At 48.3% G+C, this 20,317-nt stretch carries 17 protein-coding genes and 1 tRNA gene; 10 read left to right on the top strand and 8 right to left on the bottom strand.

Annotated elements, in window-relative coordinates; genetic code table 11:
• Positions 1 to 35: 35 nt before the first annotated feature.
• A complete protein-coding gene (locus NDK19_RS13790; protein WP_250632484.1) occupies positions 36 to 1,388 on the top strand; it encodes an MATE family efflux transporter in 1,353 nt (450 codons plus the stop codon).
• A gap of 6 nt (positions 1,389 to 1,394) precedes the next feature.
• Here the strand turns inward: NDK19_RS13790 and NDK19_RS13795 are convergent, their stop codons facing one another.
• A complete protein-coding gene (locus NDK19_RS13795; RefSeq protein WP_250632485.1) occupies positions 1,395 to 2,048 on the bottom strand; it encodes a response regulator transcription factor in 654 nt (217 codons plus the stop codon).
• A gap of 159 nt (positions 2,049 to 2,207) precedes the next feature.
• Between NDK19_RS13795 and kynU the strand changes: the two genes are divergently transcribed.
• From kynU to NDK19_RS13825, 6 genes are all read left to right on the top strand, one after another.
• Positions 2,208 to 3,530, top strand: a complete 1,323-nt coding sequence (gene kynU, locus NDK19_RS13800) for a kynureninase (RefSeq protein WP_250632486.1) — start codon at positions 2,208 to 2,210, stop codon at positions 3,528 to 3,530.
• Between the two features lie 73 nt (positions 3,531 to 3,603).
• The gene (locus tag NDK19_RS13805) at positions 3,604 to 3,840 is read left to right on the top strand and encodes a 4a-hydroxytetrahydrobiopterin dehydratase (RefSeq protein WP_250632487.1); all 237 of its coding nucleotides are present in this window, start codon (positions 3,604 to 3,606) and stop codon (positions 3,838 to 3,840) included.
• Positions 3,841 to 3,930: 90 nt separating this feature from the next.
• Complete coding sequence (gene recQ, locus NDK19_RS13810; RefSeq protein ID WP_250632488.1) at positions 3,931 to 6,135, top strand: DNA helicase RecQ; 2,205 nt, start codon at positions 3,931 to 3,933, stop codon at positions 6,133 to 6,135.
• 2 nt (positions 6,136 to 6,137) lie between these two features.
• The gene (locus NDK19_RS13815; protein WP_250632489.1) at positions 6,138 to 6,905 is read left to right on the top strand and encodes a segregation and condensation protein A; all 768 of its coding nucleotides are present in this window, start codon (positions 6,138 to 6,140) and stop codon (positions 6,903 to 6,905) included.
• Positions 6,906 to 6,933: 28 nt separating this feature from the next.
• Positions 6,934 to 7,977, top strand: coding sequence for a lysylphosphatidylglycerol synthase transmembrane domain-containing protein (locus tag NDK19_RS13820; RefSeq protein ID WP_250632490.1), 1,044 nt, complete (start codon positions 6,934 to 6,936; stop codon positions 7,975 to 7,977).
• A 70-nt stretch (positions 7,978 to 8,047) separates the two neighbouring features.
• The gene (locus NDK19_RS13825; RefSeq protein ID WP_250632491.1) at positions 8,048 to 9,745 is read left to right on the top strand and encodes a capsule assembly Wzi family protein; all 1,698 of its coding nucleotides are present in this window, start codon (positions 8,048 to 8,050) and stop codon (positions 9,743 to 9,745) included.
• A gap of 2 nt (positions 9,746 to 9,747) precedes the next feature.
• On the opposite strand, the gene NDK19_RS13830 is transcribed toward NDK19_RS13825, so the two are convergent.
• From NDK19_RS13830 to NDK19_RS13850, 5 genes are all read right to left on the bottom strand, one after another.
• Positions 9,748 to 10,320, bottom strand: coding sequence for a DUF2911 domain-containing protein (locus tag NDK19_RS13830; RefSeq protein WP_250632492.1), 573 nt, complete (start codon positions 10,318 to 10,320; stop codon positions 9,748 to 9,750).
• A 61-nt stretch (positions 10,321 to 10,381) separates the two neighbouring features.
• Positions 10,382 to 10,963, bottom strand: coding sequence for an RdgB/HAM1 family non-canonical purine NTP pyrophosphatase (rdgB, locus tag NDK19_RS13835; RefSeq protein ID WP_250632493.1), 582 nt, complete (start codon positions 10,961 to 10,963; stop codon positions 10,382 to 10,384).
• Positions 10,960 to 11,454, bottom strand: a complete 495-nt coding sequence (locus NDK19_RS13840) for an FKBP-type peptidyl-prolyl cis-trans isomerase (RefSeq protein WP_250632494.1) — start codon at positions 11,452 to 11,454, stop codon at positions 10,960 to 10,962. Before NDK19_RS13840 ends, rdgB begins: the two co-directional genes overlap by 4 nt.
• A 94-nt stretch (positions 11,455 to 11,548) precedes the next feature.
• A tRNA-Asp gene (locus NDK19_RS13845) sits at positions 11,549 to 11,622 on the bottom strand.
• A 66-nt stretch (positions 11,623 to 11,688) separates the two neighbouring features.
• Positions 11,689 to 13,239, bottom strand: coding sequence for an oligosaccharide flippase family protein (locus tag NDK19_RS13850; RefSeq protein WP_250632495.1), 1,551 nt, complete (start codon positions 13,237 to 13,239; stop codon positions 11,689 to 11,691).
• A 17-nt stretch (positions 13,240 to 13,256) separates the two neighbouring features.
• Between NDK19_RS13850 and NDK19_RS13855 the strand changes: the two genes are divergently transcribed.
• Positions 13,257 to 13,799, top strand: coding sequence for a GNAT family N-acetyltransferase (locus NDK19_RS13855; RefSeq protein WP_250632496.1), 543 nt, complete (start codon positions 13,257 to 13,259; stop codon positions 13,797 to 13,799).
• Positions 13,800 to 13,990: 191 nt separating this feature from the next.
• A complete protein-coding gene (locus NDK19_RS13860) occupies positions 13,991 to 14,785 on the top strand; it encodes a DUF3800 domain-containing protein (RefSeq protein WP_250632497.1) in 795 nt (264 codons plus the stop codon).
• Positions 14,786 to 15,184: 399 nt separating this feature from the next.
• Here NDK19_RS13860 and NDK19_RS13865 read toward each other — a convergent pair whose 3' ends face one another.
• On the bottom strand, positions 15,185 to 16,516 hold the full coding sequence (locus NDK19_RS13865; RefSeq protein WP_250632498.1) for a dihydrolipoamide acetyltransferase family protein: 1,332 nt from the start codon (positions 16,514 to 16,516) through the stop codon (positions 15,185 to 15,187).
• 164 nt (positions 16,517 to 16,680) lie between these two features.
• Here NDK19_RS13865 and miaA point away from each other — a divergent pair, with 164 nt between their 5' ends.
• Positions 16,681 to 17,583 (top strand): tRNA (adenosine(37)-N6)-dimethylallyltransferase MiaA, encoded by a 903-nt coding sequence (miaA, locus tag NDK19_RS13870; RefSeq protein ID WP_250632499.1) that lies wholly within the window; start codon positions 16,681 to 16,683, stop codon positions 17,581 to 17,583.
• 160 nt (positions 17,584 to 17,743) lie between these two features.
• On the opposite strand, the gene mgtA is transcribed toward miaA, so the two are convergent.
• A complete protein-coding gene (mgtA, locus tag NDK19_RS13875) occupies positions 17,744 to 20,266 on the bottom strand; it encodes a magnesium-translocating P-type ATPase (RefSeq protein WP_250632500.1) in 2,523 nt (840 codons plus the stop codon).
• Positions 20,267 to 20,317 lie beyond the last annotated feature (51 nt).

The following is a 20,317-nucleotide window of genomic DNA, read 5'->3' on the forward strand; positions in this document are numbered from 1 at the left end:
TTGTAACTTTGTACCTTCAATTTTACACAACCGCCATGCTGCAACGCTATCTGCCCTATTACAAGCAAACGCTTCAATTAGCTTATCCGATTGTATTAGGGCAAATTTCGCACATTCTCATTACAGTTGCCGACAATACCATGATTGGTAATTTCAGCAGCCTGGCACTGGCGGCGGCAACTTTTGCCAACGCATTGTTTTCTATTGTGATGATGTTCGGGCTGGCAAGCACCTGGGTTATTACACCGCTGGTGGCAACCGCACAGTCGTCGGGCAATATTACGGAATGTCGCACATGGTTGCGCCACTCTCTGACAGTTTATCCACTGATGGGCGTATTTTTTTGTGGCGCGGTATTTTTCATAGGTGCTTTCGCCGACTATTTCGGGCAGAGCAAAGAAGTGGTTGAACTGGCTGTGCCCTACTTGCAGGTACTGGCCGTCAGCCTGATTTTTATGATGATTTTTCAGATTTTCAAGCAGTTCATGGACGGGCTGGGTGATACCAAAGAATCCATGTACATCAACTTTGGCGCAGCGGCACTGAATATCTTGCTGAACTATTTGCTGATTTTCGGCAAGTGGGGATTCCCCGAAATGGGTATTATGGGGGGCGGTATTGCTTCGCTGCTGGCGCGCATTTTCGCAGCCGTTGTCATTGCTTGGCGCTTTTTTACCCTGCCCAAATTTCATGACTATGTGCACCAAATACGCACCGTTGCCTATGAGCGCTACTATGCGGTTAAACTCTTGAAATTGGGTATTCCGGTCGGTTTTCAGTCGGTTTTTGAGGTTAGTGCTTTTGCTTTTGCCACTATTATGGTCGGTTGGCTCGGTGCTACGCAGTTAGCTGCGCATCAGATTGCGCTCAATATCGCTACGGTTACATTCATGATAGCCAGCGGCATTTCGGCGGCGGGTGCTATCCGCATTGCACAAGAGTTCGGGCAGAAAGACCGCGCCTCTATGTTACAGGCAGGCGCTGCTTCTTATCATTTGGTTATTGCTTTTATGAGCATCTGTGCTGTTTCCATCGCCTTGCTGCGCCATTGGCTGCCCTCTTTCTATGTGCAAGCCAACGACCCCGATGCAGCACTGATGATGAGTGTTTCGGCACAACTGCTGATTTATGCTGCCGTTTTCCAGATTTCCGACGGCGCACAGGTAGTAGGTATGGGTATTCTGCGCGGTATTCAGGACGTAAAAGCCCCCACTATCATTGCCTTGATTGCCTATTGGGTAATGGGCTTACCTGTCGGCTATGTATTGGGCTTCCATTTTAACATGGGCGTAAGCGGCGTATGGCTCGGTTTGGCATTGGCGCTAACCTTTGCCGCTGTTTTTCTGGGCTTCCGATTCTTCAACAAAGGCAAACGGATTACTTTGTAGGCTAACTTATACCTTCTCCCAAAAGTCCATTTCCAGCACCTTGCGCACCAATTCAATGGTATTGCGGACTTTGAGTTTGTTCATAATGTTGGCGCGGTGATTCTCTACCGTTCGGTGGCTGATGAACAGTTTTTCTGCAATTTCAGGGCTGCTTAAACCATCCAAAATGTGGCGGATGATTTCCTTTTCGCGCGCCGTAAGTTTTTGCTCCGAAGGTTTGTCAAAGTCGCCTGCGCGGCGTGCTTTCTTAATCATGGTATGCATCATCACGCGGCTGATGGCATCGCTGAAATAGGTCTCGCCTTCATACACCGCATGGATGGCACGAATCAACTCCACTCGGGAAATATCCTTGGTTAGATAACCGGAAACACCCATTTCCACAGCTTTACGCACATAGGCTTCTTCCGTATGCATACTCAGTATCAAAACTTTCAGATGGCTGTGCGAAGCAATTGCTTTAATCAAATCAAATCCCGAACCATTGGGCATGGATATATCGGTAATGAGCAAATCTACGGCGTGCCGTTCCAATATTTGCAAGGCCTCTTTCACACTGGAAGCTTCAGCGACAACGGCAATATCCTCCTCATCAGCCAGCAGTTTTTTAATCCCATCGCGGATAATCTGGTGGTCATCTACCAAAGCAATTTTAATCATACGGTTGAAGGTAAGGTAAAAAGGGGGTAAGTTTTATCTTGTTCCTATGTTCGGGCTATCGCAACCACAAGGTTTTAAGCCCTGAATATAGTTAAAGTCAGCGAAAATACACGCATTGTACCTCAATTCAATAGAAGGGTGTATTTTTAAGGTACTTTTATGGCAACTCCTATGCAATATCTGTTTGAAAATACGCTCGCGTTTGCCCGACAGTTGGACAGAGAAGACGAGCTTCGGCCATTCCGCGACGAATTCATACTGCCGCAAAAAGCAGACGGCACACCCAAAATTTACTTTTGCGGCAACTCGCTTGGTTTGCAACCCAAAGCCGCCGCGCGCTACGTAGGCGAAGAAATGCAACGCTGGGCAAGTTTGGCCGTAGAAGGGCATTTTGAAGGCAATCCCTCATGGTTTCACTACCAGCACACCATGAAAGATGCAACCGCCCGTTTGGTGGGCGCTTTGCCGCACGAAGTAGTGATTATGAATACGCTGACGGTCAATTTGCACCTGATGCTGGTTTCATTCTACCGCCCGACGGCACAGCGCTACAAAATCATCATGGAAGCAGGCGCATTCCCTTCCGACCAATATGCCGTAGAAAGTCAGGTCAAATTTCACGGGTTTGACCCTGCCGCTGCCATTGTTGAAATTGCCCCACGCCAAGGAGAAAGCACGCTGCGCACCGAAGATATTGAACAAACCATCCGCGAACATGCCGACAGCCTTGCATTGGTGATGTTTGGCGGCATCCACTACTATACCGGGCAGGCATTTGAATTAGGCCGCATTGCGGCGGCTGCCAAACAGGCAGGCGCAATGGTTGGCTTTGACTTGGCACATGCCGCCGGCAACGTGCCGCTGCGCCTGCATGAGTGGGGGGCCGATTTCGCCGTTTGGTGTACCTACAAATACCTCAACTCAGGGCCGGGCGGCACTTCGGGCGTGTTCGTACACGAACGGCACGCCAACAGCCCCGACCTTCCGCGATTTGCCGGCTGGTGGGGCTACCGCGAAGAAACCCGCTTTCTCATGCAAAAAGGCTTTCAACCCATGTATGGTGCCGACGGATGGCAACTGAGTTGCGGGCAAATACTGCCATTTGCCGCCCATCGCGCATCGCTGGAAATATTTGACCGCGCAGGTATGGATAAGTTGCGCCAAAAAAGCATGAAGCTCACCGCATTTCTTGCGTATTTATTACAACAGATAAATGAGCAAGCCGGTGAAGAATCCGTGCGCATCATTACCCCTGCCGACCCTCGGCATCGTGGCTGTCAATTGTCGTTAATAATAGCCAAAGACGGCAAAAAAACCTTCCAAAAGCTGATTGAAGCGGGAGTTGTTTGCGATTGGCGCGAACCGGACGTTATTCGGGTAGCACCTGCGCCACTCTATAACACGTTTGAAGAAGTGTGGCAGTTTACTTCTATTTTAGCAAAAATTATTACATCAGATACCGTACCTGCACAAGCAATCTGAGCAGGAAAAAATATTCTGCATTTCCGATTTCAGTTTTTTTTGGTTTAATTTTACCTATGCAATTCCGCAAACCATGAGTTGGAAAGAAGAAAATAATCAGTTGCAGAAAACGTTCCTTTTTAAGGATTTCGTGGAAGCTTTCGGCTTTATGGCAAAAGTGGCGCTCATTGCCGAAAAAATGAACCACCACCCCAATTGGTACAATGTGTACAATCGGGTGGAAATCAGCCTGAGCACACATGATGCCGGCAACACAGTAACCCCAAAAGACAGAGACTTGGCACAAGCAATTGATGCTTTACTTACATAATTTTTTGACTGTTCTGAGTGTGTGAAAAGGGAAGCGGCAAGCCCTACGCTTGCTACTCATAACGCATAACTTCTAACTTTTGTGAGCCGTATGGTGCAGACAGAACAATTACAAGACGAACTTAGAAGCGCCCTTAAAGAGGTATTCGGGTACAGCCAGTTCAGGGGTAATCAGGAAGCCATCATCCGCAACCTGATGAGTGGCAAAAACACCTTTGTGATTATGCCCACAGGTGCGGGCAAATCGCTGTGCTACCAACTGCCGGCCATTGTGATGCCCGGCACCGCCATCGTTATTTCACCACTGATAGCCCTGATGAAAAATCAGGTAGACCAGCTCAATGCCTTTGGAGTCAATGCACAGTTCCTCAATTCCACACTGACCAAGTCGGAACTGAACCGGGTAAAGAAAGAAACACTCAACGGGCAGGTCAAACTCCTGTATGTTGCTCCCGAATCGCTCACTAAGGACGATAATATCGCCTTTTTGAAAGACGCAAAAATATCGTTTGTGGCAGTAGATGAGGCGCACTGTATCTCGGAATGGGGGCACGACTTCCGTCCGGAGTACCGCCGCATTAAAACCATCGTAGACCAGATTGGCAACTTCCCCATTATTGCGCTCACTGCCACCGCTACCCCCAAAGTTCAGGCAGACATTCAGAAAAACCTGCACATGGAGGAAGCCGATATTTTCAAGTCTTCTTTCAACCGCACCAACCTGCACTATGAAGTGCGTCCCAAAATAGACGCACAAAAGCAACTGATTCGCTTCATTAAGAACCATAAAGGCAAATCGGGCATTGTGTATTGCCTGAGCCGCAAAAAGGTAGAAGAAATAGCCGAACTGCTGACCGTAAACGACATTAAGGCGCTGCCCTACCATGCAGGATTGGATGCCGACGTGCGCATCAAAAATCAAGATGCCTTTTTGAATGAGGATGTGGACGTGGTAGTGGCAACCATTGCCTTTGGCATGGGTATAGACAAACCCGATGTGCGATTTGTAGTTCACTACGATACGCCCAAGTCACTGGAAGGCTACTATCAGGAAACCGGACGCGCCGGACGCGATGGTTTGGAAGGTTTCTGCCTGATGTTCTACAGCCCCGAAGACATCACCAAATTAGAAAAGTTCAATAAAGACAAAAGCGTAACCGAGCGCGAAAACGCCAAGTTGCTGCTCAGCGAAATGGCTGCCTATGCCGAAAGCTCCGTTTGTCGCCGCAGGCAACTGCTGCACTACTTTGGCGAGGTTTACAACGACAACCTGTGTAAAGAAGGCGGTGGCTGCGACAACTGCAACTTGCCCAAAGAAAAATCGTTTGAAGCCAAAGAATGGTTGTTGCTACTACTGCAAACCGTACATGAAACAGGGCAGCGCTTTGGTGCAGACCATTTGATTAACATCCTTCGCGGCACAACCGAACAATATGTGCTTAGCTACGGACACGAAAAACTGCCCGTATTCAAGAAAGGCGAAGCACTTACCGAACAGGAGTGGAAAAGCATTATCCGTCAGGCAATGCTCTACGGCTATTTAGACAAAGACTTAGAGAATCTCCTCAGCTTCAAAATCAGCGAAAAGGGCTATGCCTTCATGGAGCGCCCCACACCGGTAACTTTCACCAAAGACCACGACTACACCGGCGCAGAAACAGAACTGATTGCCGATGATTCGGAAAATGCCGCACACGGTGGTGCGTATGACGAAACCCTCTACGAAATGCTGCGCAACCTGCGCAGAAAGGTAGCCAGACAGAAAAATCTGCCGCCCTATGTCATTTTTCAAGAGCCTTCGCTGGAAGAAATGGCAACTACCTACCCCACTACTATCCAAGAACTGGCACAGGTAAACGGCGTAGGATTAAGCAAAGCGCAGAAATTCGGCAAGCCGTTCGTAGACATGATTGCCAACTACGTAGCGGAAAACGATATTACAACCGCCGCCGATGTGGTTGTCAAATCAACGGTGAATAAGTCCAAAACCAAGATTTTCATCATCCAGCAAATAGACCGTAAGGTAGATTTGGAAGAAATTGCGGAAGCCAAAAATCTCAGCCTTGCCGAGGTGATAGAGGAAATAGAACACATCTGCTACTCGGGAACTAAACTCAATTTGGACTACTATATAGACCAAATGCTGGAAGAGGATGCCCAAGAAGCTATTTATGACTACTTCCTCCATGCTGAAACCGACAACATCAAGGTGGCACTACAAGCGCTTGACGATGAATTTACCGAAGAGGAACTGCGCCTAATGCGAATCAAATTCTTATCGGAGTTAGCGATGTAGCCTTGCAACCTGTCCAAAGCGATACTTTCTCTATCCGATTGCCCCTTTTTGAAGGGCCGTTTGACCTGCTTTTGTTTTTCATAGAGCGGGATGAGTTGGATATTTACGATATCCCGATAGCCAAAATTACGGCAGACTTTCTGGACTATCTGCACCAATTAGAGCAGATTAACATGGATGTGGCAGGCGATTTTATGGTAGTAGCCGCTACGCTGATGCGCATCAAGGCCAAAATGCTGTTGCCGCGCCCCGAGCTCGACGAAAAAGGGCAGGAAATAGACCCTCGCGAGGAACTCGTCCGCCACCTGTTGGAATACAAAAAGTACAAGTCGGTTGTCGGCGAGTTCGCACAACGCGAAGAAGAACGCTTGGCCATGGAACCGCGCGGCAACCTTGCCGCCGAGTTGCTGGAAATTGCCGAATCGCAGGGCGTAGAAGCCGAACTACAAAACATAGACCTATACAAACTGCTGCGCGTTTATGAAAAAGTAATGCGTCGGTTTACACTGGAACAACAAAAACCCGTACATCGGATTGTGCCTTACCCCTACACGGTGGAAGGGCAAAAAGAAGTGGTGCGATTGTGGATAAAAGAAGCGCGTTATCTTACCTTTACGGAACTGATAGAGCGACAGCCGCAAAAAGTGGTCGTCATTTTTAATTTTTTGGCTATCTTGGAACTGCTCCAAGCCGGAGAAATCGGCATCCGCTTGGGTGAAGGTTACAACGATTTTATGATTATCAACCCCGAACCGGAGCGGGTTGTTTAAACTGCGTAGCAACAATCGCAAGCCCCTTATGCAACAAGACCAGGAAAAAATCCTCAAATCCATTAACCCTTCCAAAGTTATTTTACCCATTCTTATTGGTTTGGGCGTGGCAATTTACATGTTCATTACCAATGTGGACATCAACGCCGTGCGCACGCATATACAGGAGGCAAATATTGTGTGGATTTTAGTGGCAGTGTTGGTGCTTTTCATCCGCGATGCGGGCTATGTCTGGCGGATTCGCTACCTGACCAATCAAGAGTTAAGCTGGAAATCGAGCATCTACACGGTTCTTTTGTGGGAGTTTGCCTCTGCCGTAACGCCATCGGCAGTAGGAGGAACGGCCGTTGCCGTGTTTATCATCAATCGTGAAGGCATCAAGTTCGGCAAGTCGCTGGCCTATGTAATGCTCACTGCGCTGTTAGATAACTCTTTCTTCATTTTGGCTGCACCCATTGCATTGCTGCTTTCACAAGGCGATGTGTTCCCCGTAGCAGCGGAAGGCGGCATCGGGTTGTTTGGCTCAGGTCTGCGCGCTACTTTCTGGATTAGCTATGCACTGATTGCTATTTACACCTCATTTTTTGCTTGGGGGCTGTTTTTTAAACCACACGGCTTCCGCTGGCTGATTACCCGCATTACCTCTTTCGGTTTCCTGCGGCGCTTTCGCCGTTCGGCCAAAGAAATCGGCGATGAAGTAATTATTGCTTCCGAAGAAATGAAAGGCAAAGATGTGCGCTATTGGGCTAATGCCATTGTATCAACCATTTTCGTATGGTCGGCGCGCTACCTGATGGTAAACTGCCTGCTGGCAGCATTCGCAAGCCTGACTTGGGAAAATCATCTGCTCGTATTTGCCCGCCATATCGTTATGTGGGTAATTATGCTCATTTCGCCTACGCCGGGCAGCAGCGGCACGGCAGAACTATCATTTGACTTTTTCTTTGGGCAATACATCGGCGGCTTTGGTGTAGCGCTGGCACTTTTCTGGCGACTCTATACCTACTACCCATACCTTTTTGTTGGTGTGGTTATTTTACCGCGCTGGCTTCGTCGGGTGCTGGCAAGATAGCCGATGCAGGGCATAAACTGTCCTACAACCCTGAAAAGTATGCTACGTTTTTATCCAGATACTTCATACCATGATGAAACGTCTTATCGTTAGTTTGCTGCTTGCCCTGCCCGCAGCGGCAATGGCACAAAGCACTCTTGTACCTTACAACCAAGACTACCAGCATTTGGTAGAACGCTATGAAATTAAGCGAGGCAAGTTCTCCGAAAACCTGATGCTGTCCATCAAACTGTTGGAGCGGCGCGGCGTGGCAGCCCTTGCCGACAGCATCCTGAAAGAAAACCGATTCACACTCAATAAAATTGACCGATTCAACATTTCCTACTTGCTCAACGACAACTCCGAATGGGCAGATTCGGTCAATGACAAAAGCAAGCGCCCCGTGCTGGGTACTTTTTACAAATACACGCCCGACCTTTACCGCGTAGATGTCAAAGATTTTAACCTACATATCAACCCTGTACTGCATGTAGGTATGGGCGTGGCTACTGGTTCGGAAAATCGTCCTTTTCTTAACACCCGTGGTGCGGAAATGCGCGGATTAATTGCCAATCGCGTAGGTTTTTACACCTATCTGGCCGATAACATCATGTTATTCCCTAATTATGTGATGGACTACATCGGCAGAAACAACGCTGTTCCGGGTGAAGGTTTTTGGAAAACCCGCACCGAATCGGGCGTGCTGGATAATACCGGCGTTGCCGTACTCACTGCCCGCGGCTATGTCAGTTTTGATATCCTGAAAAACATCATGTCGTTCCAAATGGGGCACGACAAGCAATTCTATGGCAACGGATACCGTTCGCTCATTCTTTCCGATTTTGCCGCTAATGCACTGTTCGCCAAATTCAATACACGTATCTGGAAAGTCAATTACACCAATTCCTACATGCAACTTACGGCAGATGCCGTAGGCACTAATCGCGTGTATCCGAAAAAATACGCCGTGTTTCACCATCTGGGCATCAACATCACCGACAACCTGAATGTCGGCCTGTTTGAGTCGGTGGTTTACGGGCGACGCGACGGCTACAAGAACGATACTTTTGACCTCTCCTACCTCAACCCCATCATTTTCTACCGGTGGGTAGAGCAACAGGTCGGCAGTGCGGATAACTCCATCATCGGTTTTGACTGGCGCTGGAATTTCCTGAAACAATTCCAACTCTATGGACAGTTTGTGCTGGATGAGTTTAAACTCTCCGAAGTGCGCGCAGGCAACGGCTGGTGGGGCAATAAAAACGGCTTACAGGCAGGTATCAAATACATTGATGCGCTGGGCATCAAAAATCTGGATTTGCAGGCCGAGTACAACGCTGTGCGTCCTTATACCTACTCTCACTTTATTGATGAATCGCTGTCTAACCATGCCCACTTCAATCAGGCGTTGGCGCATCCGCTGGGGGCTAACTTCCGCGAGTTTATCGGGATTGCTCGTTATCAGCCTATTCCGCGCCTGATGCTTACGGGTAAAATGATATATGCTAAGCAAGGATTGGACGGCGCGGGCGAAAACTGGGGCAGCAATATTCTGTTAGACAATACCACACGCCAACAGGAATACGGCAATAAAATAGGGCAGGGTATCGCTACCACGCTGCTCTTTGGCGATTTTACCGCTTCTTATCAACTCAAACACAACCTGTTTATTGATTTTAAACAAGTGATTCGCCGCCTGCAAAGCGACGATGCGGCACGCAACAGCAATATCAGTTTTACTTCGCTGGCCATACGCCTCAATATTGCACAGCGCCTGCACGAGTTTTAATGCTATCGCGCTTCTTCAATCGGGAAGGCAATGCGCAGCGTTTCCCATTTGACGGCTACCTCACCCTTACCGGGTGCAAGGGGTTTTACTTCATAAGTTAGCCGCTGGATGGTATCGGGCATAACAGTTGGCTTGACTTTGAAGCGAAGCACGTCTTCCTCGGTTTTGTACTCATCGGTCAGGTGCTGATTCCAACGCTCGTTGAGAATCACTGTCCATTCGTCGGGTGCGGGGATAGTGAAAATGGCATAAGTGCCTGCTTTTACCAACTGCCCGTTGATTTTCATGGCACGTTCAAAGTTAATGGCCGTGGCATTGTGCGCCCCCGTTACCCAAACCTGATGGTACGGCACAAGTCCGCCCCAGATGATGCGCCCCCGAACGGCAGGCGAATGATAGCGAACGGCTACGACTGTTTCACCAATTCGCCCCGATGCTTCGCGTTGCGGGCTGCCTTTGATGGTATCTTTTTCGTAAGGGTTTGCTATTGGGTCTTTGTTTTCTATCTTGAAGGAAATGACCTTGGGTTCGCGCTTGTTTTCCTGCGAACTGCAAGCCGCAAAAAAGAGTATCAAAGTGAAAAGGCAGGTTGAAAGGGTAGTTTTTCTCATAACCAAATTTACTGAATTTGCCGCTCTATTGTTTCAGAAAATCCAGCAATTGCTGCATGGCGCGGGCGCGGTGGCTGATTTGCGTTTTCAGGGCGACGGGCATTTCACCGAAGGTTAGGTGGTAGCCGTCGGGTTGGAAGATGGGGTCATAGCCGAAGCCGTTGCTGCCCCGCGGCGCATCGGTGATGTTGCCCGTAATGATGCCCGTAAAGGTGTGCAGGCTGCCATCGGACTGCACAAGAGCAATAACGGTTTTGAACTGCGCCCGGCGGTCGGTGATGCCTTGCAGTTGTTGCAGTACCAATTCGTAGTTGGCTTTAAAATCGCGCGAAGCCCCCGCATAATAGGCCGAATGTACGCCCGGTGCGCCGTTCAGTGCTGCTACTTCCAAGCCGCTGTCGTCGGCAAAGCAGGGGATGCGGTAATGTTCCCATACGTAGCGGGCTTTGTAGGCGGCGTTTCCTTCAATGGTTGCTTCCGGTTCGGGGATTTCTTCGGTGCAACCGATTTCGTCCAGTGTCAATAAGCGAAAATTGCCGCCTAATTGAGCGGCAATTTCTTCGCGTTTATGTGCGTTGCGCGTGGCAAAGCAAAGCTCTTGTATCATTGCTGACGCGTTAGGTTAAGTACCTCAATATCAAATTGCAAAATGGCATTGGGCGGAATTTCTCCCAGACTGCGCGAACCATAGGCCAGATTGGAAGGGATAATCAGTGTGCCGCGCTCGCCTGCACGCATCAGTTGCAAACCTTCCGTCCAACCTGCAATTACTTGCGTGCGCCCAATGCGCACACCAAAAGGCTGATTGCGGAAACGGCTGCTGTCAAATACTTTGCCGTAAAGTACGTTGCCGGTATAATGCACCGTAACAGAATCGCCGGAGCGTGCTCTTTCACCCACACCTACAATCTGCGGAATGTAAACCAAACCGGAAGCCGTGCGCTGAAAATTGGTAATTCTGTTTTCTGCCAGCCAGTCAGTAATAATGCGTGCCTCCCGCTCGCGCTGTGCCTCTGCATTCAGTGTACTTTGCTTCTTACATGCGCCCAGAATGATAACCAATCCCAGAAAGAGTGTGAAACGAACAATGTTTTGCATGATTCTTATCAATAACAGAATGGGCAAATTTATACCGAAAAACCCGATTCGCCATAAAGCAAAAAACGCTTGCATAAGCTATGCAAGCGTTTTGCGGAATGGACGGGACTCGAACCCGCGACCTCCTGCGTGACAGGCAGGCATTCTAACCGGCTGAACTACCACTCCGTTGTCCTTTTGACACCACAAAAGTAGAACACCACATTCATTCCTGCAATACCCTTTCCTAAAAAATTACAGATTTTTTTCAGAGACTGCCTTCCCACGATTCATCAGCGGACGAATTTCACGTATGAAAATCAGACCTGTGAAGGCTGCCGAGAGTGCGATGTTAAGCAATTGATTCATGACAAAACTTTGTAAATCAATTGCTTGTACACTGTAAACAACTGCTGTTCCTGCGGCGGTGTAGAGTAGGGCAGGTTTCCAACGGTAGGGAATGGGGTAAAACTTTTGCCCGTAGTAAAGGCAGGCAGCACTCATCGCGGCATAGCAAATCAGGTGCATCAGTGCTGCGCCCATGTAGCCCATCAGGGGAATGAGCAGGTAGTTGCCCGCAACGGTAACGGCAGCCCCCAGAATGGCAAACCATGTGCCGTAGTAGGTGCGGTCGGTAATTTTGAACCAAACCGTCAGGTTATAGTAAACGCCCAATAGACAGTTGGCCAGCAAAAGTACAGGCACAACTGCCAAACCTTCCCTGTAAGCCGCACTGCCCAGCAACAGGTATTGCACCCAATCAATATTTGCCCCGATGCCTACGTACATCAGCAAGCAGGCAAGGATGAAGTAGTGCATCACGCGGGCGAAGAGTTCAGGCGAGTTTTTATCGGCAGCCTGTGCGAAAAAGAACGGTTCGGCGGCATAGCGGAACGCCTGCACCGCCAGCGTAATAAAAACGCCGAACTTGAAACAGGCACTGTAAATGCCGATAGCCCCGTCGGTAGTGATGCCTGCATAGAAGCCTTCGGGCAGCAGCCATTTGAGCATTTGTCGGTCTATGACTTCGTTTACGATGCCCGCCAGCCCCATGAACAGCAGCGGATAGGCATAGCGCAACATGGGCTTTAAAGTTTGCCACTGCCATTGCAGGCGAAAACCTTTGAATACGAAAGCAAAAGCTGGCAACTGCGCCGCATTGGCAATCAGGTTGGCAAGGAAGATGTAGCCCACCGCGTATTCGGGTTTAAAAATCAATTGCGCAAAATCTTGCATGAACAGGAAACTTTCCCCTGCGGCAGCCTTGCGGCAAACGTAGAGGAAGAAAAAGTTCAGCCCCACGTAGAGGAAAATACTGCCCAATTTGAGCGAGGCAAACAGTACGGGGCGACCTTCTAACCGCAAGCGGGCAAAGGGAATGGCTACCAGCGCATCAATGGCAAAAAGCAGGGCGAAAAGGCGCACGTACAGCCCCAAATCGGGGTACTGAATCAGTGCTGCCGCTTCGTCGGCAAAAAGCCAAAGCAGCCCCGAACCGAGGAAAGCAACCGCTGCAACCGCCGTAACCGATTGGTTGAAATAGCTTTGCAACTGCTGCCGTTCGCGAGTAGCAAAGCGAAAAAAAGCGGTTTCCATGCCGAACGTATAAACGACATTAAAAAATGCGGCATAGGCATAAAAAACCGAATTGATACCGTATTCGCCCGGGTCGGTGAAAACGGCGGTATGGAAAGGCACCATCAGTACGCTGTTCACCGCCCGCCCGACGATGCTGCTGATGCCGTAAATAGCGGTTTGAGAACCGAGTTTTTTCAGAAGTCCCAATGCAATTGTAATTTGAGCCAAAAATACAGCAATCGCACATGCAAACCATTGCCCTGATTCATATTCGCCGTGCCGATGCCGAAGATGCCGCCTTGTTGGCTCATGCAGGGCGCACTTCGTTTTACCATGCCTTTGCCGACACGAGCGATGCGGCAGACATGGCGGACTATTTGGAAAAAGCCTTCAATGAAGCGCAGGTAGCCGCCGAGCTTGCCGATGCGGATAATTATTTTTTCATCATGGAAACCGTGCAGGGCGAAGTTGCGGGCTATGCCAAGCTGATTGCCGACAAACGGCACGAATCGCTGCCCGAAGGCGGTAACTGGTGGAAATTACAGCGGTTTTACCTCATGCCCGACTTCATTGGTTCGGGCATTGCCGCCATCCTGATGGACGAACTCAAAGAGTTCATCACCGCCAAAGGAGCAAGTGGCATGTGGCTGGCAACTTGGACGGAAAACAAACGTGCCATTCGCTTTTATGAAAAGTGCGGCTTCACCATTTGCGGCAACGACCAATTCGTGATGGGCAAGAGCATCACCTGCGATTATGTGATGAGGTGGGGGTGGGGAGTTAGCTAAGTGGGTAATTAAAATGACTTTATGAAAACCCGCTCAGTTAGGGATGGTATAGAAGCCTGTTAGCCGTCTTGGACGCGAACAATGCTTTCAACAAAATTAACACTTCATTTTGCACAATTACAAAAATATGTATACCTGTTGGCTTGAGAGACCCGCCGACGATGATATTTTTATGCTAATTTTGGTTATACATGGGAACATATCATTACCACCGATTTCTTGACGAAGCAGGCGATACTACGTTTTTTGGCAAAGGCAAAATCCCGATTATCGGTCAGGAAGGCGTAAGCAAGGTGTTTATTTTGGGAATGCTTCATATTAAGCAGGATTTACAAAAAGTACGGCAAGAAATCATTATACTGCAACAACAGATTGAGCAAAGCCGCTATTACCAAAGCGTACCAAGCGTCATCAAAAGAGTGCAACAAGGTGGCTTTTATTTTCATGCTAAAGACGATATTCCCGAAATCCGAAAAGATTTTTTTGATTACATCTTGCAATTGGACATTAGTTTTCAGGCAGTTGCAGCCCGAAAAATCGTTAGCCTATTTGAAAAAAAGCACAACGGGAAAGAAGCGGAATTTTATGCCGATTTGCTGTCTCATTTGCTGAAAGACAAATTGCAAAAACAAGGACGTTTAGTACTCAATATCGCTGAAAGGGGCAGCAGTACCCACCATGCCAACTTGGAAAAAGGTTTGCAAAAAGCCGAAGAACGACACAAGAAAAAATTTCCCGACAAGGCAAAAACAACAAAAGTTAACTTTACGGTACACAAATTCAGGCATGAACCCCTATTAGCTGTTGCGGATTACTTGTGTTGGGCAATTCAACGAGTATTTGAAAAAGGCGAAATGCGTTACTATGACTATGTGCTTGAAAAAATTTCGTTGGTTGTAGATTTATACGACAGTACCAAATATGAAAAGGGGGGCAACTACTACACGCCCAAAAATCCGCTGACATCAGCCAATAAAATAAGTTAGCCCTCTGACACCCTGAGAAGGATACCCTTCGCCGGAATGAACCCGTATTTCAAGTGCAGCCGACTAACATGCTACAAATATACAAAACGGCAAAAACAATTCCAATCCCTACCAGCCGCTGAAAGCCCCGTGAGCGGATGGGTTTTGAAAACCGCTGACGAGATGATTCATTAAAAAAACAAAAGAGGCATTGAGCCAATGCCTCTTTTAGTCCTCATCATTTCTAACCAAAACTATAATTTTCAATCACTTTCGGGCGAACTGCGGAAAAGCGTTCAAGCCTTTTAGCTGATACAAAAGTATTTTTTATTCAAATACCAAATTTTCAGATTCGGTTAGCTGCCGTTTTTTGGGGGTGAACTGCAAAAAACAGTCGGTAAACGGCAAGTGAACACATTGTTACAATTCGGTTTTGACGTCGAACTTCTCTAAATAGTCTGCTACGCGGCGCACGAACATACCGCCTAATGCCCCGTCTATAATGCGGTGGTCGTAGGAGTGCGACAGGAACATCATATGGCGGATACCGATGAAATCGCCCTGCTCGGTTTCAATCACGGCAGGTTTTTTCACAATTGCACCTACCGAAAGGATAGCTACTTGCGGCTGCATGATAATCGGGGTGCCGAGCATATTGCCAAACGAACCGATGTTAGAAACCGTGTAAGTGCCGCCGCTCAAATCGTCGGGGGTGAGTTTGTTTTCGCGGGCGCGTTTTGCCAAATCGTTCACGCGGTAAGCCATGCCGCGCAGATTGAGTTGGTCGGCATTTTTAATGACGGGCACAATCAGGTTGCCGCTGGGTAGGGCTACCGCCATACCGATGTTGATATCTTTCTTCACAATGATGTTGTCGCCGTCAATAGATGAGTTAATCATCGGGAAGTCGCGCAGGGCTTTGGCTACTGCCCAGAGGAAAATCGGGGTATAGGTCAGGGTTTGCCCTTCGCGCTCTTTGAATGCACGCACGTGGGCATTGCGCCAATTGACAATGTTGGTAACATCGGCTTCCACAAAAGAGGTAACGTGTGGCGAAATGCGCTTAGAATCCACCATGCGCTGGGCAATCATCTTGCGCATTCTGTCCATTTCAATAATTTCCACGTTGCCGCTTACGGAGGTCGCAGGTTTTACTTGTTCTAACGGACGCTCTTGGGGCGTAGTAACAGGTTTTTCTTGTTCTTTGACAGGCTGCGCAACAGGTGCAGCGGCAACGGCAGGCTGTTGTTTGCGCTGTTCCAAATAAGCCAACATATCGTTTTTGGTTACTCTGCCGTCTTTTCCCGTGCCGGGGATGCGGTCTAACTCTTGCATGGAAATATTTTCGGCACGTGCCATGTTCAGCACCAGCGGGGAGTAGAAACGACCGGACGGAGCGGCAACTTCCTCAACCTGAGAGGATGCTACTGCCGTTACGGCAGGTGCTGCTGTCTGCGTGGGGGCAGCCGTTGTTTGTGCAGGTTGGCTTACGGGAGCGTTAGGGGCATCCTCTTCGGTTTCAATCAGGGCAATCGGTTTGCCGATTTGTACTACCTGACCTACTTCGGCCAGAATTTCCTTCAATATACCCGCATGGGTAGAAGGGATTTCGGTATCTACTTTGTCGGTTGCTACCTCCAATACCGCTTCGTCTTGTGCGATGCGGTCGCCGGGCTTTTTGAGCCAGTTGAGGATTGTGCCTTCCATTACGCTTTCGCCCATTTTGGGCATAACCATTTCTATCAGCGCCATAATGAATATGTGTTGTGTGGATGTTGCCTGTTCAAAAGTCGTGGCAAAGATAGTGTATAATGACTTGAACAGCAGGTTTAGCTAAGAGAAAGTACATCATCCCTGTTTTTGTACTCTTTGCGGCAAAACATTGCGTTCTTTGCAGTAAAAAAACAGCCGCATACATGAGTCGCAAAACGCTGATTGTGATAGGCGGGCCGACGGCATCGGGCAAAACCGCCGCTGCCATTGCGCTGGCCAAACATTTTGACACGGAAATAATTTCAGCCGATGCGCGGCAGTTCTACCGTCAGATGTCTATTGGCACTGCCAAACCTACGCCCGAAGAGTTGGCTGCTGCACCGCACCATTTGGTCGGGCATCTGGAAGTTTGGCAGCCCTACAATGCCGGAGCGTTTGAACGCGATGCGCTGCAAATTCTGGATGAGATTTTTGCCAAAAAAGATTTTGCCATTGCCGTAGGCGGTTCGGGGCTGTACTTGCGCACGCTTTGCTTCGGCATTGATAACATGCCTGCCGTGCCTGCCGAAATCCGCGAGCGCACCGATGCATTATTGCAGGAAAAAGGCTTGCCTTTTTTGTTGGAAGAACTGCAACACTACGACGCAACCTATTACAACGAGGTGGACAAAGCCAACCCCGCACGGGTGAAGCGGGCAATGGAAATTATCTATGCCACAGGGCAGCCTTATTCTTCCTTTCGCAAAAAACAGCCGACCGAACGGCCTTTCCGTTCGGTTTGGATAGGTTTAGACCTGCCGCGCGAGCAACTCTACGAGCGCATCAACCGCCGCGTGGAGCTGATGATGGAGCAGGGACTGGAAGAAGAAGTTCGCGCATTGTTGCCTTACAGGCACTGCAACGCATTGCAAACCGTTGGCTACACCGAAACTTTTGATTATTTGGATGGAAAAACAACACTTGCAGAAGCGGTAGCACTGATTCAGCAACACACGCGCAACTATGCCAAACGCCAACTGACTTGGTTCAGGCGCGAGCCTGTGCAATGGTTTGCCCCTGATGATATTGCAGGCATGGTTCAGTATATCAACACGCAAGCAAAATAAATCAGCAAAAACGCATCATTCGCAACAGGCCGTTTGCTTGTGCAATACGGTTTAACTTGCTCAAATGCTCAACCCTGCAAACAAAAAGTGCAAAAGCGCAAGATTTGCCAAGCGAACTTTTGTAAGTTATTTTAAATCAGGCACTTAAATAGCAGTCGTGCTATGGCTGATGGTATTTCTTGAAAAACCAAAGTTTTAAGAGGTCAGCCGTTGCCACATAGGCAGCTACTATCAATAGCATAGCCCCAAGCACGGGCATAGGCAAAGGAATCATGCCAATATCTTGGGCAAAAGGCATGTAGGGCATAACAATGGTTAGCACAAGCGAAACAGCACTCAAAATAAGCAGCAATTTGCCCGGTGTGCTTTGCAAAAAACTTTTGTGAGTGCGGATGATGAATAGGATAAATAATTCCGTCAGTGTGGACTCCACAAACCAACCGGTTTGGAACTCCGACTCATTTGCCCGCAAATGAAAGTATAGTGTTAAAAAAGTAATCAAGTCAAACAATGAACTGTGCAAACCGAACAAGACCATGTAGTCGCGAATGAGTTTTAAATTCCATTTGCCCGGCTTGATAATCTGTTCTTCATCCACATTGTCGGTACTTATGGCAAGAAAGGGGAAGTCGGAGATAAAATTAATCAGCAGTATTTGCTTGGGAAGCATCGGCAAAAACGGCAAAATCAGCGAGGCAGCGGCCACACTGCACATGTTGCCAAAAGTAGAGCCTGTATTGATATAGATGTATTTGAGCGTATTGGCAAAAGTTTTTCGCCCTTCTCTGATGCCATCGGTAAGTACGGTCAGGTTATTTTCCATCAGCACAAAATCGGCGGCTTCTTTGGCTACATCTACGGCGTTATCTACCGATATACCCACATCTGCCGCATTAATGGCGGACACATCGTTGATACCGTCGCCCATGTAGGCAACCGTGTAATGCTGCTTCAAAGCCCATATGATGCGCTCTTTTTGCTGTGGTTCTACTTCGGCAAATACGTGCGTGTCTTTTGCAAGATGTGCCAATGCTTCGGGGCTGGTGCTGAGCATTTCTGCACCTGTGATAACTTTCGGGCTGCTGATGCCGATTTTTTTGGCGATGGATGCTGCCACGTTTTTGTTGTCGCCTGTGATAATCTTTAATTGTACATGCAGTTGGTTCAGGCCGTCTATTGTTTTGGCAATCCCCGATTTAACAGGGTCATTCAACAAAATGAAGCCTGCAAAAATCATGTCTGTTTCCTGTTCCTTTGAAATAGTAGCCGTATCGGTAGCTATGGTTTTATAGCATATCGCAATAGCGCGAAGACCTTCTGTTCCATACTGGGCGAATTGCGCTTCCAATGCCTGTTGGTGGAGTGCAATATCGGCTATTTCGTCGCTGTTTAACCTGATTTTGGAACAAATGCTGATGATTTGTCGGAAAGCCCCTTTACTAATCAGCAGGTGCTCTTGTTCGGTTCTCACGGCAACGCTCAGTCTTTTGCGGATGAAATCATAAGGAATTTCGCCAATTTTATTGACGTGCTCATCAGTAAAACCATCCATCTGCCTGAGCGCATTGTCTATCGGGTTGGCATAACCGGTTTCAAAAAAGGCATTCCAAAAAGCCAGTTTTCGGACAAATTCACTTTTCTGACCTTCCCCGTTAATGATGCTTTCTACCCTGATGACACCTTCGGTAATTGTTCCTGTTTTGTCGGTACAGAGCAAATTAACTTCGCCGAGGTTTTGGATGGAATTGAGTTTTTTTACAATCACCTTTTTTTCCAGCAGCCTTTTTGCGCCTGCACTCATGGCAATGGTCGTAACGGCGGGCAGTAACTCCGGTGCCATGCCTACGGCCAGCGCCAGTGCAAAAAGTGCGGAGTCAATAATAGGCTTTTGGTTGATTACGTTGATAACCAGAATGAAAACCGATAAAACCAGCGTGATTTTCATCAGCAGGAAACCAAAATCTTTGATGCCTTTTTCAAAAGCGGTTTCTACGGAGGCCGACGAACGCAAAGCCATATTGCCAAATATGGTATTATCGCCGGTTTGAATAACTAAGGCTTTGGCACTGCCGCTGATAATGCTGGTTCCTTCCCAAAGGCAGTTGGTGCGTTTGGCAAGCACTGCCTGTTTTTCTATGATACCGGCCTCTTTCCTTACCGGATAAGACTCGCCGGTTAAGGCGGATTCGTTGGCGTGTAATTCGTTGGACTCCATAATCAGGCAGTCGGCAGGCAGCATGTCCCCCGCTTTGAGAAGAAGCACATCACCGGGCACAACTCGTTCGGCATGAATTTCCTGCGGTATGCCATCGCGCAGAACGGTTGCTTTGATAGAAATCAGCAATTGCAGTTTTTCAACAATTTTGCCTGCATTCCGTTCCTGAAAGAAACTCAGCAGCCCCGACGAAACAACAATGAACAGAATGATGAACACATCGGACATATCGCCCAGAAAGGCAGAGATGACAATTGCTCCGATGAGCAGCAACATTAGCGGGCTTTTAAACTGACTGATAAAAAGCAACAGGTCTTTGTGAAAGGCCGATTTGCCTTTTACCCGTATGCCTGTTTCGGCCAGCCTTTGGTCGGCAGCTTTTTGTGAAAGGCCTTCGGCAGAGCTATTGAGTTGCCGGAGCCAATAGCTGATATCATCATTCCAAAACGGGCGCGTTGTTGTCGGCATCAATTGCTACTGTTTTCGGTTGCTGCTTACGGGCATTGTATTTTGAAAAGT

It is taken from the genome of Rhodoflexus caldus, assembly GCF_021206925.1.
Taxonomy (GTDB): Bacteria; Bacteroidota; Bacteroidia; order Cytophagales; family Thermoflexibacteraceae; genus Rhodoflexus; species Rhodoflexus caldus.

Excerpts from the sequence above, each read along its gene's own strand:
- NDK19_RS13790 (WP_250632484.1), top strand. The coding sequence starts at position 36 with ATGCTGCAACGCTATCTGCCCTATTACAAGCAAACGCTTCAATTAGCT.
- NDK19_RS13795 (WP_250632485.1), bottom strand. The coding sequence starts at position 2,048 with ATGATTAAAATTGCTTTGGTAGATGACCACCAGATTATCCGCGATGGG.
- kynU (WP_250632486.1), top strand. The coding sequence starts at position 2,208 with ATGGCAACTCCTATGCAATATCTGTTTGAAAATACGCTCGCGTTTGCC.
- NDK19_RS13805 (WP_250632487.1), top strand. The coding sequence starts at position 3,604 with ATGAGTTGGAAAGAAGAAAATAATCAGTTGCAGAAAACGTTCCTTTTT.
- recQ (WP_250632488.1), top strand. The coding sequence starts at position 3,931 with ATGGTGCAGACAGAACAATTACAAGACGAACTTAGAAGCGCCCTTAAA.
- NDK19_RS13820 (WP_250632490.1), top strand. The coding sequence starts at position 6,934 with ATGCAACAAGACCAGGAAAAAATCCTCAAATCCATTAACCCTTCCAAA.
- NDK19_RS13825 (WP_250632491.1), top strand. The coding sequence starts at position 8,048 with ATGATGAAACGTCTTATCGTTAGTTTGCTGCTTGCCCTGCCCGCAGCG.
- rdgB (WP_250632493.1), bottom strand. The coding sequence starts at position 10,963 with ATGATACAAGAGCTTTGCTTTGCCACGCGCAACGCACATAAACGCGAA.
- NDK19_RS13840 (WP_250632494.1), bottom strand. The coding sequence starts at position 11,454 with ATGCAAAACATTGTTCGTTTCACACTCTTTCTGGGATTGGTTATCATT.
- NDK19_RS13855 (WP_250632496.1), top strand. The coding sequence starts at position 13,257 with ATGCAAACCATTGCCCTGATTCATATTCGCCGTGCCGATGCCGAAGAT.
- NDK19_RS13860 (WP_250632497.1), top strand. The coding sequence starts at position 13,991 with ATGGGAACATATCATTACCACCGATTTCTTGACGAAGCAGGCGATACT.
- NDK19_RS13865 (WP_250632498.1), bottom strand. The coding sequence starts at position 16,516 with ATGGCGCTGATAGAAATGGTTATGCCCAAAATGGGCGAAAGCGTAATG.
- miaA (WP_250632499.1), top strand. The coding sequence starts at position 16,681 with ATGAGTCGCAAAACGCTGATTGTGATAGGCGGGCCGACGGCATCGGGC.
- mgtA (WP_250632500.1), bottom strand. The coding sequence starts at position 20,266 with ATGCCGACAACAACGCGCCCGTTTTGGAATGATGATATCAGCTATTGG.